General features: G+C 67.1%; 12 protein-coding genes. 5 read left to right on the plus strand and 7 right to left on the minus strand.

Annotation, left to right across the window (positions count from 1 at the left end; all coding sequences use genetic code 11):
- Positions 1 to 61 precede the first annotated feature (61 nt).
- Positions 62 to 1,624: an arylsulfatase gene (locus tag ACFQ2S_RS16930; RefSeq protein WP_386076487.1), complete on the minus strand. Its 1,563-nt coding sequence runs from the start codon at positions 1,622 to 1,624 to the stop codon at positions 62 to 64.
- Positions 1,625 to 1,917: 293 nt separating this feature from the next.
- Between ACFQ2S_RS16930 and ACFQ2S_RS16935 the strand changes: the two genes are divergently transcribed.
- The 3 genes from ACFQ2S_RS16935 to ACFQ2S_RS16945 all read left to right on the plus strand — a co-directional run bounded on the left by ACFQ2S_RS16935 (position 1,918) and on the right by ACFQ2S_RS16945 (position 5,979).
- A complete protein-coding gene (locus ACFQ2S_RS16935) occupies positions 1,918 to 2,616 on the plus strand; it encodes a Crp/Fnr family transcriptional regulator (protein ID WP_386076244.1) in 699 nt (232 codons plus the stop codon).
- 53 nt (positions 2,617 to 2,669) lie between these two features.
- Positions 2,670 to 4,682 carry a multiheme c-type cytochrome gene (locus ACFQ2S_RS16940; RefSeq protein ID WP_386076246.1) on the plus strand — a complete coding sequence of 671 codons (2,013 nt, stop codon included), beginning with the start codon at positions 2,670 to 2,672 and terminating at the stop codon, positions 4,680 to 4,682.
- Positions 4,683 to 4,785: 103 nt separating this feature from the next.
- Complete coding sequence (locus ACFQ2S_RS16945) at positions 4,786 to 5,979, plus strand: PQQ-dependent sugar dehydrogenase (RefSeq protein ID WP_386076248.1); 1,194 nt, start codon at positions 4,786 to 4,788, stop codon at positions 5,977 to 5,979.
- Between the two features lie 9 nt (positions 5,980 to 5,988).
- Here the strand turns inward: ACFQ2S_RS16945 and ACFQ2S_RS16950 are convergent, their stop codons facing one another.
- From ACFQ2S_RS16950 to ACFQ2S_RS16975, 6 genes are all read right to left on the minus strand, one after another.
- A complete protein-coding gene (locus ACFQ2S_RS16950) occupies positions 5,989 to 6,201 on the minus strand; it encodes a hypothetical protein (protein ID WP_386076250.1) in 213 nt (70 codons plus the stop codon).
- A 64-nt stretch (positions 6,202 to 6,265) separates the two neighbouring features.
- Positions 6,266 to 8,464, minus strand: coding sequence for a ferredoxin (locus ACFQ2S_RS16955; protein ID WP_386076251.1), 2,199 nt, complete (start codon positions 8,462 to 8,464; stop codon positions 6,266 to 6,268).
- A 5-nt stretch (positions 8,465 to 8,469) separates the two neighbouring features.
- Positions 8,470 to 9,459 carry a thiamine pyrophosphate-dependent enzyme gene (locus tag ACFQ2S_RS16960; RefSeq protein ID WP_386076253.1) on the minus strand — a complete coding sequence of 330 codons (990 nt, stop codon included), beginning with the start codon at positions 9,457 to 9,459 and terminating at the stop codon, positions 8,470 to 8,472.
- A 9-nt stretch (positions 9,460 to 9,468) separates the two neighbouring features.
- The gene (locus ACFQ2S_RS16965; protein WP_386076255.1) at positions 9,469 to 11,400 is read right to left on the minus strand and encodes a 2-oxoacid:acceptor oxidoreductase subunit alpha; all 1,932 of its coding nucleotides are present in this window, start codon (positions 11,398 to 11,400) and stop codon (positions 9,469 to 9,471) included.
- 18 nt (positions 11,401 to 11,418) lie between these two features.
- Positions 11,419 to 12,876 carry an NADPH-dependent glutamate synthase gene (gltA, locus tag ACFQ2S_RS16970; protein WP_386076257.1) on the minus strand — a complete coding sequence of 486 codons (1,458 nt, stop codon included), beginning with the start codon at positions 12,874 to 12,876 and terminating at the stop codon, positions 11,419 to 11,421.
- Between the two features lie 47 nt (positions 12,877 to 12,923).
- Positions 12,924 to 13,877: a sulfide/dihydroorotate dehydrogenase-like FAD/NAD-binding protein gene (locus ACFQ2S_RS16975; RefSeq protein ID WP_386076258.1), complete on the minus strand. Its 954-nt coding sequence runs from the start codon at positions 13,875 to 13,877 to the stop codon at positions 12,924 to 12,926.
- A 416-nt stretch (positions 13,878 to 14,293) separates the two neighbouring features.
- Between ACFQ2S_RS16975 and ACFQ2S_RS16980 the strand changes: the two genes are divergently transcribed.
- Positions 14,294 to 15,364, plus strand: coding sequence for a UDP-glucose--hexose-1-phosphate uridylyltransferase (locus tag ACFQ2S_RS16980; protein ID WP_386076260.1), 1,071 nt, complete (start codon positions 14,294 to 14,296; stop codon positions 15,362 to 15,364).
- Positions 15,361 to 16,473, plus strand: coding sequence for a galactokinase (gene galK, locus ACFQ2S_RS16985; RefSeq protein WP_386076262.1), 1,113 nt, complete (start codon positions 15,361 to 15,363; stop codon positions 16,471 to 16,473). The genes ACFQ2S_RS16980 and galK overlap by 4 nt, the downstream gene beginning before the upstream one ends.
- Positions 16,474 to 16,646: the final 173 nt, after the last annotated feature.

Here is a 16,646-nt window from a genome sequence, read left to right on the forward strand (position 1 = left end):
AAAAACCATTCTGTGGGCAGGGCCGAGGTGTAAGCGGCCCTGCCGATTTCTGCAGACAGCCTTACTGCGCGCCGCCGCCGGAGGAGAGTTTCTCCATCACCTTGTCGAGGCTGAAGGAGGCCGCTTCCTGACGCGGCGGGTATTCCTCGAACGTGGCGAGGAAGTTGGCCACATAAGCCTGGGCCGGCACCAGCATGTAGGCGCGGTCGAGCATCCAGTCGTAGTAGGTATTGGATGTCCGATAGGCGCGCTCATAGGGATCGCGACGCAGGTTCGTGATCAGCGGCACACGGAGCGGCGTCAGAGGCTCCATCCAGGCGCGGAATGTTGCCCATGCCTTCTGCTCGAGGAAGGTGATCTTCCAGTCGCCATACCGCAGCGCCGCAAGGTCGCCGTCATCGGTGAAGTAGAAGATCTCGTTGCGCGGGCTTTCCTCCGTCTCGCCGGTCAGCAGCGGCAGGATGTTGTAGCCGTCGAGGTGGACCTTGTAGTCGCGTCCGCCGCCGACTTCGGCCACGGTGACGCCTTCGAGAAGGTCTTCCTTGATGGTTTCGTTGCCAGCCGCGGCCAGGAACGTCGGGAGCCAGTCCATGTGGTGGACGATCTCGTTGACCACCTCGCCCTCGGCGATCTTGCCGGGCCAGCGGACCATCGCCGGAACGCGCCATGCGCCTTCCCACTGGGTGTTCTTCTCGCCCCAGAACGGGGTCATCGCAGCATCCGGCCAGGTGTTCATGTGCGGGCCGTTGTCGGTCGAGTAGAACACGATGGTGTTGTCGGCGATGCCGAGGTCGTCGATCTTCTGCAGGAACTGACCGATGTGCAGGTCGTGCTCGATCATGCCGGCAGTGTATTCGTCGACGTGCTTGCCGACGATTTCGTCAGCGCGATCGCGCATCTCTTCCTTCACGTGGGTGCGGAAGTGCATCCGGGTGCCGGACCACCAGACGAACCACGGCGTGCCCGCGGCTTCCTGGCGATCGATAAAGTCGAGCGCAGCGGCCACGGTCTCGTCATCGACGGTTTCCTGGCGCTTGATGGTCAGCGGCCCGGTGTCCTCGATGGTGCCGTCGGCCGACGACTTGATGACGCCGCGCGGGCCCCACTTGTCGCGGAAGGTCGACCCGTCGGGCAGGACCATATCGCCCGGGTAATCCTCGTTCTCCGGCTCTTCCTCGGCGTTCAGGTGATAGAGGTTGCCGAAGAACTCGTCGAAGCCGTGGTTGGTCGGCAGGTGCTCGTCGCGGTCGCCGAGGTGGTTCTTGCCGAACTGGCCGGTCGCGTAACCTTCGGCCTTGAGCAGGCCGGCAATGGTCGGATCCTCGATCTGCATGCCTTCCTCGGCGCCCGGCAGGCCCACCTTGGACAGGCCGGTACGGAACACCGACTGCCCCATGATGAAGGACGAGCGGCCGGCGGTGCAGGACTGCTCACCGTAGTAATCGGTGAATATCAGACCTTCTTCGGCAATCCGGTCGATGTTCGGGGTCTGGTAGCCCATAAGCCCCATCGTGTAGGCTGAGATGTTGGACTGCCCCACGTCATCCCCCCAGATGACGAGAATGTTGGGCTTGTCTTCCTGCGCCATCGCGATCCCGGCGCAAAGGCTGAGCGCCCCCGCCATGGTCGCTCCGACATACGTCCGATAGGACTGCTTCAATGTCATGAACTTACTCCCTGTTTCGCGGCCATCGGCCGTCCATGTACCGGGTGCCCCGGTCAAACAAAAAACTGGTCACTCAAATTCTACTAGACGTCATGAACGTGATAGTATTGTGACCCCAGCTATCAAGCAGCACTTTCTTGTCTGCATACCCACACTTCCGCCAACACGCTGACACGTCAGCCAAAATGCGGAACTGTGTAGGCCTTGATAGTCGAGTCGTTCAGGGCTAATCCCATCAATTGATGGAAAGCATGAAAGAATCTTCGCTCGAGTTCGACCGGGAGCGGGCCGCAGAGGTTCTGGGCACGCGCGGATGGCTCTCGGAGCGCTCGCCCGCCTTCCGCGAGCAGATGCTCGAGACCGGGCGCCTGATGCGTTTCGTGGATGGCCAGCCGCTGTATCATGTCGACGACGAACCCGAAGGGATGTTCGGCCTGGTCTCTGGCTCGGTCCGGATCGAAATCCCGGGCGGCCTCGAGGAGGCGATCTTCGTCCACCAGGCGGAGCCCGGATTCTGGATTGGTGATCTGGCGCTGTTCTCGAAGCAGAAGCGTCTGGTCGGTGTCACGGCGCGCGGACCGATTCACGTTTATTTCGTCCCGACCGACCGGCTCCGGGCCATGCTGCGCAGCACGCCGGACTTCATCGAGGATTTCTACGCGCTGACGCATCAGAACATGGCGCTCGCGCTGCGTCTGCTGGCAAATATCTCGGTCGGCAACGCCGCGCAGCGGATCAGGCTGCGTCTGCTGCATCAGGATGAGCAGGTCGCCGATCCGGGGAACTGGATCCGTCTCTCGCAGGATGAGCTGGCGATGCTCGCCGCGGTTTCCCTGCCGACCCTGCAACGCACCCTGCGCAGGCTGGCCGATGCCGGGCTGATCGAGCTGGGCTACGGCCGCATCCGCATCCTCGACCGCGAGGCCCTCCGGGCAGACGCCGCGCCGTAAAATTTTCCGGTTTGTCACGCTCTTGCTGGCGCGACGCGGCATCGAACGATACCATGCGCTCAAAAGCAGTGAAGGGTGTGGTGATGATGGATCCTGCGACGCGGCTTGGCACCGCGCCTCTTTGGCTTGCCTGTGCATGGCTCGCAGGTGCGCTTGCCGTGACAGCTCAGGACCAGCCGGAATCGCCCGCGGTCGAGCCCCCGGCCTACGTGGGCACCATGGCTTGCGCCGAATGCCACACCGCCGAATTCGAGAGCTGGACCGGCTCGCACCACGATCTCGCCTGGACCGAACCGACCGCAGAGAACATCCTCGGCGATTTCGATGACGTGACCTTCGAACACCAGGGCGTGACCACCACCTTCAGCCGCGAGGGCGACCAGTTCTTCATCGAGAGCGACGGGCCCGATGGCGCGCTGACCAGGTGGCCGGTGGCCGGGGTGATCGGCATCACCCCGCTCCAGCAGTATTTCGTCGAGACCGAACCGGGGCGGATGCAGAGCTTCGACATCCCCTGGGACGTGATCGAGAACCGCTGGTACCACATGTATCCCGAGGAGCACCTGCCTGCGGGCGACGGCTTTCACTGGACCGGCCCCTACAAGAACTGGAACGCGCGCTGCGCGGAGTGCCACGCGACCGATTTCCAGCGCAACTACGACCTGCAGACCGGCAGCTACGCCAGCACCGCGAGCGAGATCGGCGTCGGCTGCGAGGCATGCCACGGCCCCGGCTCGGCCCATCTGGACTGGGCGGCGGCGGTCGATGCGGGCACGGAGTTCGAGGTCCCGCCGGCCCTGAGCCCGACGGGCTTCACGGTGGACTACGCCGCCTCCGACGCCGAGACGGAAATGCAGCAATGCGCCTCCTGCCATTCCCGGCGCGGCACCTACCTGGGTGGGTCTCCCCTGCCCGGCACGCCGTTCCACGACGCCTACCGGCTCTCCACCCTGCGAGACCCGCTCTACCACGCGGACGGCCAGATCCGCGACGAGGTCTATGTCTACGGCTCCTTCCTGCAGTCCAAGATGTATGCCGCAGGCGTCCAGTGCTCTGACTGCCACGACGTGCACAGCGCCACGCATTACAACGAGGGCAACGACGTCTGCGCCACCTGCCACTCGCCGGCGGGCAACCCGGACTTCCCGACCCTGAAGCTGGCCGAGTACGACTCGCCCGAGCACCATTTCCACCCTGAGGACAGCGAGGGCGCGCAATGCGTTTCCTGCCACATGATCGAGCGGGTCTACATGGGTGTGGACGGGCGGCATGACCATTCGTTCCGCGTGCCGCGCCCGGACCTGACCATTGCCGTCGGAACGCCCAACGCCTGCACCGACTGCCATGCGGAGGAAGGCCCCTACTGGGCGCAGGAGGAGCTGGACAAGCGCTTCCCGAACTCCGCCTATCGCGGCGATCACTTCGCGCTGGCCTTCGACGCCGCCTTCAAGGGCGAGGCGGGGATGGGCGACACCCTGGTGTCGATCGCGCTCAGCCCGTCCATGCCGGGGATTGTCCGGGCGACGGCGCTGGAACTGCTCGCGCCGCAGGCCACGCCGGAGCAGGCCGAGCAACTGGCGCTGCTACTGGAAGATGCCGACCCGATGGTCCGCACCCATGCCGTCTCGCTGCAACGTGTCGCGGCGCCGACCGACATGGTCGTGCGCATCCTGCCGCGACTGTCGGACGAGAGCCGGTCGGTCCGCATCGCCGCCGCGCGCGAGATGCTTGCCGCCCCGATTGCCCACTTGCCCGACGCCAACGCCCGGGCGCTGGCCGGCGCAATGGGCGAATGGCAGTCCTCGCTCGCCAACACCGCCGATTTCCCGGAGACCCAGCTTGTTCTGGGCGGCATCGCCCTGACCACGCGCAACCTCGAAGGGGCGATCAGCGCCTTCGGTGAGGCCACGCGGCTCGATCCGCAGCTCGTTGCCGCCTGGTCGATGCTGGTTCGGCTCCGCGCAGCGAGCGGCGACGAGGATGGCGCCCGCGAGGTGCTGACCGAGGCGCTGTCGCTGAACCCGGAGGATCCGACGCTGCTCGGCCTTGAGGCACAGCTGCCCTAGAACGCGCGGCGCGAGGACCTACCTGACAGGGAGACCGCAGCCCCGAGGGGTGCGTTCGGGCAGACATGCTGTCCGGCCGGCCCCGAACGACGGAGACGCCCCGATGCCCCTATCCGCCCGCCGCCTCGCCGCTTCCATGCTCGCCCTCGCCCTGGCCGCCGCCGGCGCCATGGCGCAGGATTTCAACGCCACCCCACCCAACGCCGAAGGGCAGACGCCCGCCTTCGCCGGCCAGACCCGCGCGCCGGTGATCTCCGACCCCGTGCAACTCGACCGCGAGGTCGTGGCCGACGGGCTCCAGCACCCCTGGGGCATGGACCAGCTGCCCGACGGCAGCTGGATTGTCACCGAGCGCCCCGGCCGGATGCGGATCATCCTGCCCGACGGCCGCCGCTCCCGCCCGATCGACGGCCTGCCCGAAGTCGACGCCCGCCGCCAGGGCGGTCTGCTCGACGTGACGGTTCGCGAGGATTTCGCGGCCAGCCGCCAGGTCTGGTGGAGCTATTCCGAGCCTGCCGACGGCGGCCGCAATCGATTGGCGGTGGCGACCGGCGTGCTGTCGCCCGATGCCAGCCGGATGGAACAGGTGAAGGTGATCTTCCGCCAGGAGCCGGCGGTCGATTCCACGATGCATTTCGGCTCGCGGCTCGTCTTCGACAGGTCCGGCGCGCTCTTCGTGACCACAGGCGACCGCCACGGCCCGCGCGAATCCGCCCAGGACGTCTCGACCCACCTCGGCAAGGTTCTCCGGATCAGCCCCGAGGGCGGTCCTGCCTCGGGCAATCCGCAGATCGCCGGCGGGCAGCCGGAGATCTGGTCGCTCGGGCATCGCAACATCCAGGGCGCCGCGCTGGACGGTTCGGGAAGCCTCTGGACGGTCGAACACGGCCCCCGCGGCGGCGATGAATTGAACCGCCCCGAGGCCGGTGCGAACTACGGCTGGCCGGTGATCTCCTATGGCCGGGAATATTCCGGCGCGCCGGTCGGACAGGGCGCCACTGCCAGCGATGGGCTGGAGCAGCCACGCTATTACTGGGACCCGGTGATCGCCCCCTCCGGCATGGCCTTCTACGACGGCGCGCTCTTCCCCGACTGGCGCGGCAGCGTGCTGATCGGTGGGCTGGCCGGACAGGCGCTGGTTCGGTTGACGCTGGACGACGGCGCCGTGACCGGCGAGGCGCGTTACCTCGAAGGGCGCGGGAGGGTGCGGGATGTGGATGTCGCGGCGGACGGCGCGGTCATGTTGCTAACCGACGCGCGGGACGGAGCGCTGGTCCGCCTTACGCCCGAGCGCTGACGGCCCGCCTCACTCCGGCGGCGATTCCTCGTCGTCGCCGCCGTTCCCGAAGGCGATGAAAAACTCGTAGACGCAATAGGCGCCGAGCACGAGAAAGACCGCGCCCCAGAGCGGCGAGGCCGCGAGGAACTCGATCAGCGCCCAGCCGAGAGTGACCGCCACGATCGCCACCCGCCGCCAGAGCGGGGCATAGAACGGGTGGTTGCGGTCGAGCAGCTTCATGCCTCTGGTCCTCGCTGAAATGCGCAGGACCTGTCTGCCTCGTGCGGCCGCGGCCGTCCAGCCCTCAGGCGAAGGGGGCCGCCCGCTCGATGAGTTCCGCGAGGTTCGGCTCGTCCGGATTTCTCGGCTGGCCCGGGTGGATGATGCTCACCTGGCAGCCCTCCGCCGCCTCGACCAGTTGCCGGTAGGTGCCGGCGTCCGGATCGGCGATATAGGCTTGCATGTTCTCGTTGTAGCGGAACATGGCACTGTTCACCTGGGTGCATTCGTTGCAGGTGGTGCAGCGGGCGGTCTCGATCCAGGGCAGGCCGTCGCCGGCGTTTTCTCCCACCACCTCCGTCGCGGCCGGGGGCGTTTCGACCGCGGCCGGTTTTGGCTCCGGCACGCGGGCCGGTTCGGGCTCGGCCCCGGCCTTGCGCTCCGCTGCCTCCCGCGCTTTCCGTTCCGCAGCGAGCAGGCGCAGCGCGTGGGAATTGTTCACCCCCGCCAGTTCGAGCAGCCGCCGCCAGGCATCGTTGCAGCGCAGCGCCGCCTCGACGATCTTGGCGTCGACGACAACCCGGAAAAGCCGGTTCTCGGGATCAATGCCGAGCACGTAGCTGCTCTCGATCGCGTTGCCGTCGTCCGGTTCGGCCAGATGCTCGGCGGTGGGCATCATCGCAGGCGTCCAGCCGTCCTGCGGCACCGCATGGCAGAACCGCTGGTAGCGCGCGTCGCAAATCGCGAAATCCGCAAAGCTGAAGGCGATCTTCTCCTGACAGCCCTGCCCCTCGCGGTCCTCGTAGTCCAGCACATGCTCCGGCCAATCCGCCTCGCATTGCGGATTGACCGAGAGATCGAAGCGCGAGGCGAGGTCCGCCCCGGCGGCCGGATCATAGGTGAAGTTCGGGAAGACCCGCGCCTCGGTCGCCGCGGCGGACAACACGTAGGGCGCGACCCCGCGCACGCTCGGCGTGGCACCGGAATAGATGCAGAACAGCGCCGGCCCGTCGTATTCCATCCCCCGTCGCAGCGCCCGGCACATCCGGAAGAGATGCGCGCTGGCGGCCTGCAAGACGAAGGCGTTGTTCAGCCCCATCGCCATCGAGGCGAGCCGCGTCGTGCCAGCGCCAAAGCTGTTGCGCGGCGGTTCGGGCGCGGTCGGGCCGAGCAGGTCGTCGACCTGGATCAGCACCGTGATCGGCAGCCCGCAGGCCAGCGCTTCGTAGGCGCGGGCGATCTCGGCAGAGCCGGTCACTCCGTCCCGCAGGCAGATCAGGGCCGAGGGCAGCAGGTCCATCTGCTCGGCGGTCAGATCACTCTCGTCGAAACGGGCAAAGACCGGGTCGTGCAACTCGGGCCGATACTTGTTCTCCACCTCGAGCTCGGCGACGGTCATCGCCTTGGTGAACTCCAGCACGTTTGGCAGGCGCGCTCGATGCGCGTTGAGCGCGTCCGAGACGCTGGTGAAGGTATAGTTGTAGGGCTCCGGCCGTTTGGGGCAGCTTTGCGAGGCACGGCCCGGACCGAAGAACGGCTGGCATCGCAGTGCCTCGAGCGCGTGCCGGATACGTTTCACCCGGGCCTCCGGAAGGCGATCCTCGGGCCGTGCCCGCTCCAGCACACCGGACAGCGCGTCGAAGTCGATCGACCCGTCGACGTCGCGCCCCATGGCGGAGGCCAGCGCCTCGGGCCCGTGCGCTTCGTGCGACTTCATGTGGTCGGATTTCAGGATGTCGGACAGGCGGAGGATCAGGCTCTCCACCCGCTTGCGGAAGCGCCGCGCCTTGGCGTCCTGCCGGGCTTTCCAGGCGTGGGTCACGACCCGGGCCGGGGTTTCCGCGTTGCAGCCGATCACGTCGCCGTCGAGGTCCAGATGCCGGCGGGCGGCGTCGAGGTTGCTGTCGAGCGGCCCGAAGGGCGCCTCGCCACTCTCCTTCACCATCTCGGCGGCGGCCGTGCGCCAGAGCGCCGAGAGCCGCCCTGACCGCCCAGCGTTCACGGTGCGGCGGATCCGGGCTTCGAGCTTCAGAACCTGCTGGCGCATCGCCTCGCCGCCGGCACCGGGGGCGGCGGCGGCCTTGAGGATGTCGTCGATGATCCGGCTCAACGGACGCAGCAGAGTGGCGCCCTGCCCCTCGTCCACCAGCACCAGCGGGTAGTCGTGACGCAGTTCGGAAAGCGCGCCATAGCGGGCGAAAAGCGCCGGGCGCAGCTCGGTCATGGACGCGGGGGCCACATCCTTGATGGATGGAAAGCTGTTGGCGAACTGGGCTTGTTGCATGAGACTTACTCCCCGACCTGCGCGGCCGCGCCGTCGGGCCAGATCCCGACCTTGTCGAATTCCTCGTTGAGCACCGTCTCGACCAGCGCCGGCGTGTTCGGCCGTTCGCCGGCGCGCAACTCGTCGTAGCAGGGCACGTTCGGGTTGCGGTAGAGAATGCCGACTGGAAGCTCGCCCTCCAGCGCGGCCAGCGCCAGCGCGCGCTCCATGTTCAGCGGATCGTGCGTTTCCTGGTTCTTGTAGACCCGGCTGAGATCCGGGGCGAGCCGCAGCCCGTCGCCGTGGGTCAGGATGCGCATCTTCGACGGATCGCGCACCCAGTCGTCGAACCGGTGCTCCATGAAGTTGGGGCAGCGCTGCAGGATGCGGATGAACGAGAGCCCCTTGTGGTGATAGGCCTGCCGCAGGATCTGGTAGAGCAGATCCGGGATCCAGTCTACCGCCTGCGCCACGAAGGAGACGTTCGACACGCCCAGCGTCACCGTCAGCGGGTTGAGCGGATTGAGCGTGGCGCCGAAGGGCGTGGTGTTGCTCTTCATGCCGTGCGGCGAGGTCGGCGAGGCCTGTTTCTTGGTCAGGCCGTAGACGTTGTTGTCGTGCAGCAGCACGGTCATGTTCATGTTGTAGCGGATCGCATGCAGCCAGTGCGCCGCCCCGATCGAGCAGCAATCGCCGTCGCCCATGGTGACGAAGACGTGCAGGTCGGGCCGGCGGATCTTGATCCCCTCGGCAATCGGCAGGGCGCGGCCGTGGATGCCGTGGAACCCGTAAGCGTTCATGTAGTGCGGCAGGCGCGAGGCACAGCCGATCCCGGAGACGCTGACGGTCTTCTCCGGCGGCAATTGCTCGTCGCGGCAGAGCCGCTGCATGGCGGTCAGGATCGCGGTGTCGCCGCAGCCGGAGCACCAGCGCGGCGCGATCTCGCTCTGGTAATCGGAGATGGCATAGTCCGTCTGGACCATCTGCATCAGGCACTGACTCATCGAAGCTGTCATCGTTACCCCCTATGCCTTGCCCAGTGTCGCCAGCGCGGCGTCGACGATCGCGGCTGGCTTCAGCGGCTGACCCCGCGCCTTGCCCCAGCAATCGACATCCACCAGCCAGCGGGACCGCAGGAGCATCGCGAGGTGCGAAAAGCGGCGGTTGTCTCCGTTGATCAGCGGATCGTCCTTCGGGTCGTTCCAGTTGTTCTCGATGGTCATCACCTTGTCGAACCGGCGCATCACATCATCGATGCCGGAGGCCATGGGCTGCAGGAACTTCAGGTGCAGCGAGGACACCCTGTGCCCGTCGGCCCGAAGCCGTTTCACCGCCTCCTCGATGGCGCCGCGGGTGCTGCCCCAGCCGATCAGCAGCAACTCGCCCTTCTCGTCACCGAAGACGGGCGCAAGCCGCAGGGTGGTCTGCAGGGCGGCGAGCTTGCGCGAACGGTTCAGCAGCCCTTCCTCGTTGATCTCGGGGTCGTAGGCCACATGGCTGTCGCGGTCATGCGCCAGCCCGGTCAGGCAGTGCATCCCGTTTGGCTGGCCGGGAATGAAGCGCGTTGCGATGCCGGTGCGCTCGTCCCAGTCGTAGGGGCGCGCATCCTCCGGCACGGCGCTCTGGTTCACCGGTGGGGCAAGCCAGTCGGCGTTGAATTGCGGCCGCGGGTATGGCTGCTGCGCTGTCGCCAGCGCCGCATCCGACAGGATCACCACCACCATGTTGAAGGTCTCCGCGATCTTGCGCGCGGTGATGACGGAATAGAAGCAATCCTCGATGGAGGAGGCCGCCATCACGACCTTCGGCGCATCTCCGTGCCCGCCGAAGATCGCGGCCATCATGTCGCCCTGCTCCACCTTGGTCGGCAGGCCGGTCGACGGACCGCCGCGCTGCACGTTGATCACCACAAGCGGGATCTCGGCCATCACTGCCAGCCCGAGGGCCTCCTGCTTGAGCGACAGGCCGGGGCCAGAGGTGATCGTCACCGCGCATTTCCCGGTATAGGAGGCGCCGATGGCGAAGGTCGCGGCGGCAATCTCGTCCTCGGCCTGGTGCACGACGCAGCCGACCTTCTCGAAGACACTCGACAGGTAGTGCGAGGCCGAGGTCGCGGGCGTGATCGGGTACATCGCGCAGACCTCCATCCCGGAGGCCACCACGCCGAGCGCAAGCGCCGCGTTGCCGTTCATCACCACCTGCGGCTCGGTTACCGGCGGCGCTGGGATCTGGTAGCGCAGGTCGAGATTGGCCTCGGCCCAGGCGCGGCCCGCGTCGAGCAGCTCGATATTGGCGTCGACGATCTTCTGGTCCTTCTTGGCGAAGACGAAGCGCACCTGCGCCCGGGCCAGTTCGGCATCGAGGCTGTAGATCGCGCAGAGCATCCCCAGCACGAACATGTTCTTGCCGCGCCGCGGGTCGGGCACGTATTTCTGGCACTCCGCCTCCATCGGCACCTCGAAGAGCCGATAGCCTGCCGCCCGCACCTCGTCGCGCACCTTGGCATAGGCGCGGGCGATCTCGGGATTCGGATCGTGCGTCCACATGTTCTCGAGGATGACCGTCGCGCCCGGCTTCACCTCGCCCGCGTGCAGCCGGCTCAGCAGAACCTGCTCGTTGAAGGCAACGACCAGATCCGCCTCGTCGCCCACGTTGGTAACGCGATGAGCGGCCATGCGGACCCGGTTGCCGCTGGCGCCCGCGACCGAGCGGTGCGGTGGCTGGATCTCGGCGGGGATGATCTCGACCGTCCAGATGCCCATCCCGGACCGCGCAGCGATGGCCGCCAAAGACTGGCCGCAGCGTTGCGCACCTTCGCCGGAATCGCTGACGATCTCGACGATATGCTCCTGTAGCACCTCGGCCGGCCGGCCAATGCCGGCCCCGACCTGCCCCGGCGCGTCCTGCCGGGAAAGCGTGGCGGTATCGGCCTCGTGGTTCTTGCCATTCAAAGTCATTACCGTTGCTCCGCCTCGTTACACCAGTTGAACATGGGTAAAGTTTTTCTCTGCCAGTTCGATGCCGAACAGGCTGTTGTCGAACCCGACGCGGTCTGGCGCATAGACGACCGCGCTGTCGCGGATCCCCAGGTAGGACCGGATGCTCGCTGCCGCCTTGCGCCCTGCCCCCATGGCCAGGATCACCGTCGCCGCCCCGGTCACGATGTCGCCGCCGGCATAGACGCCGGCCAGCGAGGTGGCGAGGGTCGCATCGGTGTCGATATAGCCCCACTTGTTGAGCCTGAGCTTTGAGGTCTGACCGAGGATCGGGTTGGGCGAGGTGCCGATGGCGTAGACCACGGTGTCGGCTTCGAAATCGAACTCGCTGCCCTCCACCGGCACCGGCCGGCGCCGCCCGGACTCGTCGGGCTCGCCCAGCTCCATCCGCTGGCAGCGGATCGTGCGCACGTTGTTCTCGGCGTCGCCCAGAAGCTCGACGGGCGTGGTCAGCCAGTGGAACTGGATGCCCTCCTCCTGTGCATGGTGCAGCTCTTCCTTGCGCGCAGGGCACTCGACCTCGGTGCGGCGGTAGACGCAATGCACCTGCTCCGCGCCCAGCCGCAGGGAGACCCGCATCGCGTCCATCGCCGTGTTGCCGGCCCCGATCACCGCCACCCGCTTGCCCAGCCCGAGCGGCGTGTCGTAGCTCGGGAAATCGCCGGCATGCATCAGGTTGCAGCGCGTCAGCAGTTCATTCGCCGAGAGCACGCCGTTGAGGTTCTCGCCGGGGATGTCCATGAAGCGCGGCGTGCCGGCGCCGGCGCCGATGAAGACCGCGTCAAAGTCCATCTCGCCCAGCATCTGCTCCACGGTGAAGAGCCGCCCCACCAGCGTGTTGCACTGGATCTCGACCCCGAGCGCCTCAAGGTTGGCAATCTCGGCATCGACCACGCTGTTGGGCAGGCGGAACTCCGGAATGCCGTAGCGCAACACTCCGCCCGGCGCGTGCAGCGCCTCGTAGATCGTTACCTTGCAGCCAGCCTTGGCGAGATCGGCGGCGCAGGCCATGCTCGCCGGGCCGGATCCGACGATGCCGACGCGGAACGGCACCGGCTCGATGTGGCTGGTCTTTCGCCAGCCGTTGGCGATCGCCTGGTCGCCCAGCCAGCGCTCCAGCCGCCCGATCGCCACCGGTTCCAGCCGATCGCCCACCGGGCAGACGCCCTCGCATTGCTCCTCCTGCGGACAGACGCGGCCGCAGACCGCGGGCAACAGCGTCGAGTCGGTCAGGTGGTTCCAGGCGCCCTCGAAATCCTTGCCGATCATCTTCGCGATGAAGCCGGGGATGTCGATGTTGACCGGGCAGCCCTCGACGCAGGCCGGTTGCGGGCACATCAGGCAGCGCTCGCATTCCAGAAGCGCGTTCTCCCGGTCGAAACCGAGCGCCACTTCCTCGAAATTCCGCGCCCGGGCCGCCGGGTCCTGTACGGGCATGAAGGCACGCTCCTGCGGAATGCTCCGGATCGTCTTTCGCGCCATTGTCACGCCTTCTCGCTTGGTGCGCCCGCAGGCGCCATTGCCAGCCGGCGGCAGCTGTCGTCATAGCGGTCCAGCGCCTCCCGCTCCTGCGGCCGGTAGCGCGCAAGCCGCGCCATCAGGTCGTCGAAATCCACCTCGTGGCCGTCGAAATCCGGCCCGTCGACACAGGCGAACCGGATCCGTCCGCCTACCCGCACCCGGCAGCCGCCGCACATGCCGGTCCCGTCGACCATGATCGGGTTCAGGCTCACCATGGTCTTGATGCCATGCGGACGGGTCGTTTCGGCACAGGCGCGCATCATGATCGGCGGGCCGATGGCCACCACCTCGTCGATGTCGCCATGCGCGGCAATCGCCTGCTCGATGCCTTGCGTGACCAGCCCCTTGATCCCGGCCGAGCCGTCGTCGGTGCAGATCACGAACTCGTCGCAGACATCGCGGAACTTCTGCTCCCAGAAGATCAGCTCGCGGCTGCGGAAGCCGACCACGCCGATCACGTAGGCGCCGGCCTCCTTGAAGGCGCGCGCCTGCGGATAGATCGGCGCCACGCCGAGCCCGCCGCCGACGCAGATCACCTTGCGCGCATCCGAAATCTCGCTGGGAATGCCCATCGGCCCGACAAGTCCGAAGAGCCGCGCCCCCGGCACCATCCGGGCCTGCATCTCGCGGCTCGACTTGCCGACCGCCTGAACCACCAGCGTGATGGTGCCCCCCTCCCGGTCGAAATCGGCGATTGTCAGGGGAATCCGTTCGCCGTGATTGTCCAGCATGACGATGACGAACTGTCCCGGACGCGCCGCGCGGGCCATCTGGGGATGACTGACCTCGAGGAGGAATGTCGTCTCCGAGAAATCCTGGCGATCGACCACCGGAAAGCCGCCGCCCCGATCCGCCTTGCCACCCGGCGTGGAAACGGCCGCTGCAGACGCGCCCGGCACCCTGTCCTCCTCAGACATCGGCATCCTCCTCCCGATGTGTGGCGTTGTCGGACCCCATTGCCCGGGCTCGCCAACGCGGCCGACCCTAGCCCCCTCCCGCGGGCCTGCATTGATGCGGATCAAACCGCAGAGCGACATCTGGATTTTTCCGAATGTGTGCCTCTTTCGCCGATCGCCCCGGCCATCCGCCTTGCGCGGTCAAATGGCCTGTGCTACCCGCGCAAGTGACTGATCGAAGACCCCTGCGCCAGGGAAGACGCGCCCCTTCATACCGCCCGAGACCGGGCTGAAGGATCAGCGTGGGCGCGCAGGGATCGCAAGCGGTCGCACGACATGCGCCGTGTGGAGGACGGGCCGGTTTCATTGCCCCCCGCGATTCCGCACAGACTTCCCCACTGGCACGCCGCAGGTGCCACGAATACAGGACGACAGTCATGGACAGAGGTTCGGTCTCGACCAATGCTCCGCATCGCAGGTTCAACCCGCTCAAGGGCGAGTGGGTGCTTGTCTCGCCGCATCGCACGCAACGACCCTGGCAAGGCCAGCAGGAGGCGACGGCCGGCGACGAGAAGCCGAAACACGATCCCGGATGCTACCTGTGTGCCGGTAACACCCGCAACAGCGGCGCGGTCAATCCCGACTACAAGGGGCCCTATGTCTTCGACAACGACTTCCCGGCCCTGCTGACCGACAGCCCCGAGGGCGGCACCACTGGCGATCCGCTGTTCCGCGCAGACAACGTGCGCGGCACCGCCCGCGTCATGTGCTTCTCGGAGCGCCATGACCTGACGCTGCCCGAGCTTCCGGTGCCCGCGATCCGCGAGGTCGTCGACGCCTGGGCGGGCCAGGTCGAGGAGCTTGGCGCCAAATGGGACTGGGTCGCCGTCTTCGAGAACAAGGGGGCCGTGATGGGCTGCTCGCAGCCGCATCCGCATGGCCAGATCTGGGCCTCCGACTTCCTGCCCAACGAGGTCGCGACCGAGGATGGAATGCAGGCCCGGCACCTGTCCGAGACCGGTCAGGTCCTGCTCGTTGAATACGCCGCCGCCGAGGCGGCGAAGCAGGAGCGCGTGATCGTCGAGAACGAGCACTGGATCGCCGTCGTGCCCTGGTGGGCGGTCTGGCCTTTCGAAACGCTGGTTCTGCCCAGGCGGCATGTGCTTCGGCTTCCCGACCTCGACGGCACCGAGCGAGACGCGCTCGCCGACCTGCTCAAGCGGCTCTGCACCCGCTACGACAACCTCTTCGAGACCGAGTTCCCCTACACGATGGGCTGGCACGGCGCGCCGACGCGCGAGGGCCGCTACGATCACTGGCAACTCCACGCCCATTTCTACCCGCCGCTCCTGCGCTCGGCGACGGTGCGCAAGTTCATGGTGGGCTACGAGATGCTGGCCGAAGCGCAACGCGACCTGACCGCGGAAAGCGCCGCCGAGCGCCTGCGGGCGCTACCGGATCTGCATTACAAGGACCGTCTCAATACTGATCAAGGGGGCGCTGCGTGAGCGACACCGTGACAGACAAGGCCCTCGCGGAACGTGTGACCGCGGCCTACGAGCAGTATTTCAAGAAACAGCCCGAAGTGGCGACCTCCGCGCCGGGGCGGGTGAACCTTCTCGGCGAACATACCGACTACAATGGCGGATTCGTCCTGCCGATGGCCCTGCGCGGGCTCGGCGTCGGGGTTGCGATCGGCCGCGGGCCGGAGCCGGGCGTGGTCAGGGCCTATTCGGACACCTTCCACGATGCGGAAACCCGTAACATCGACGAGGACGCCGTCGGCAAGTGGTCCGACTATGTGCTGGGCAGCCTCAAGGCGGTGGCCGAGCCCGAGGTCGCGGAAACCGGCGTGCAGATTGCGCTGATTACCACCCTTCCCATGGGCGCCGGGCTCTCCAGCTCGGCGGCGCTCGAGGTTGGCACGCTGCGGGCCGTGACGGCGCTTTACGCCAAGCGGATGTCAGCGGTCGATCTCGCGGTCCGCGCCCGGGCGGTGGAGAACGGCTATGTCGGGATGCCCTGCGGGATCATGGACCAGTTCGCCTCGTCCGTGGGCGAGCCAGGCACCGCGCTCTTCCTCGACACGCGCACCCTCGACCACGAAACCGTGCCAGCCCTGCCCGACCACAGCTTCGTCATCGTGGAGTCGGGCGTGAGCCATCAGCTCACCGCGGACGGCTACGCGACCCGGGTGGCCGAGTGCAACGCCGCCTGCAAGGCGCTCGGCGTTGACCTCCTGAGCGACCTCGGCATCGGAGACCTCGAGCGGATCGCGGCGATCGAGCCGCTGCTCGGCCGACGCGCCCGCCACATCGTGACCGACAACCAGCGGGTGCTGGACGGCGTCACGGCGCTCAGGACGGGCGATGCGGCCCGCTTCGCGCAGCTCATGATCGACAGCCACGCCTCGCAACGCGACGATTTCGAGATCACCGTGCCGGAAACCGATGCCATCGCCTCCGGCGCGCTGGAAATGGGCGCGCTTGGCGCGCGGCAGACCGGCGGCGGCTGGGGCGGTGCCATCGTGGCGCTGGTGCCCAACACCGCGCTTGCTGATTTCGGCGAGGCCATCACCTCGCGCTTCCCGAAAACCCGCGTGCTTGCAATCACCTGAGCTCGCGAAAAGACCGCTCCCTGAACCGGCGTGCCCCGTCACGCCGGTTTTTTCGTGCTCGGCGCCGGGTTTCGGTGAAAATCTCGCGGCGCTTTGTTGACCCTTCCCGCGATCCGGGCATTCTGCACGAAACCTCCGGCAGAAACGACCGGACCAACACCAACGGGAGACAA

Source organism: Tropicimonas aquimaris, assembly GCF_042676185.1.
GTDB classification, from domain to species: domain Bacteria; phylum Pseudomonadota; class Alphaproteobacteria; order Rhodobacterales; family Rhodobacteraceae; genus Tropicimonas; species Tropicimonas aquimaris.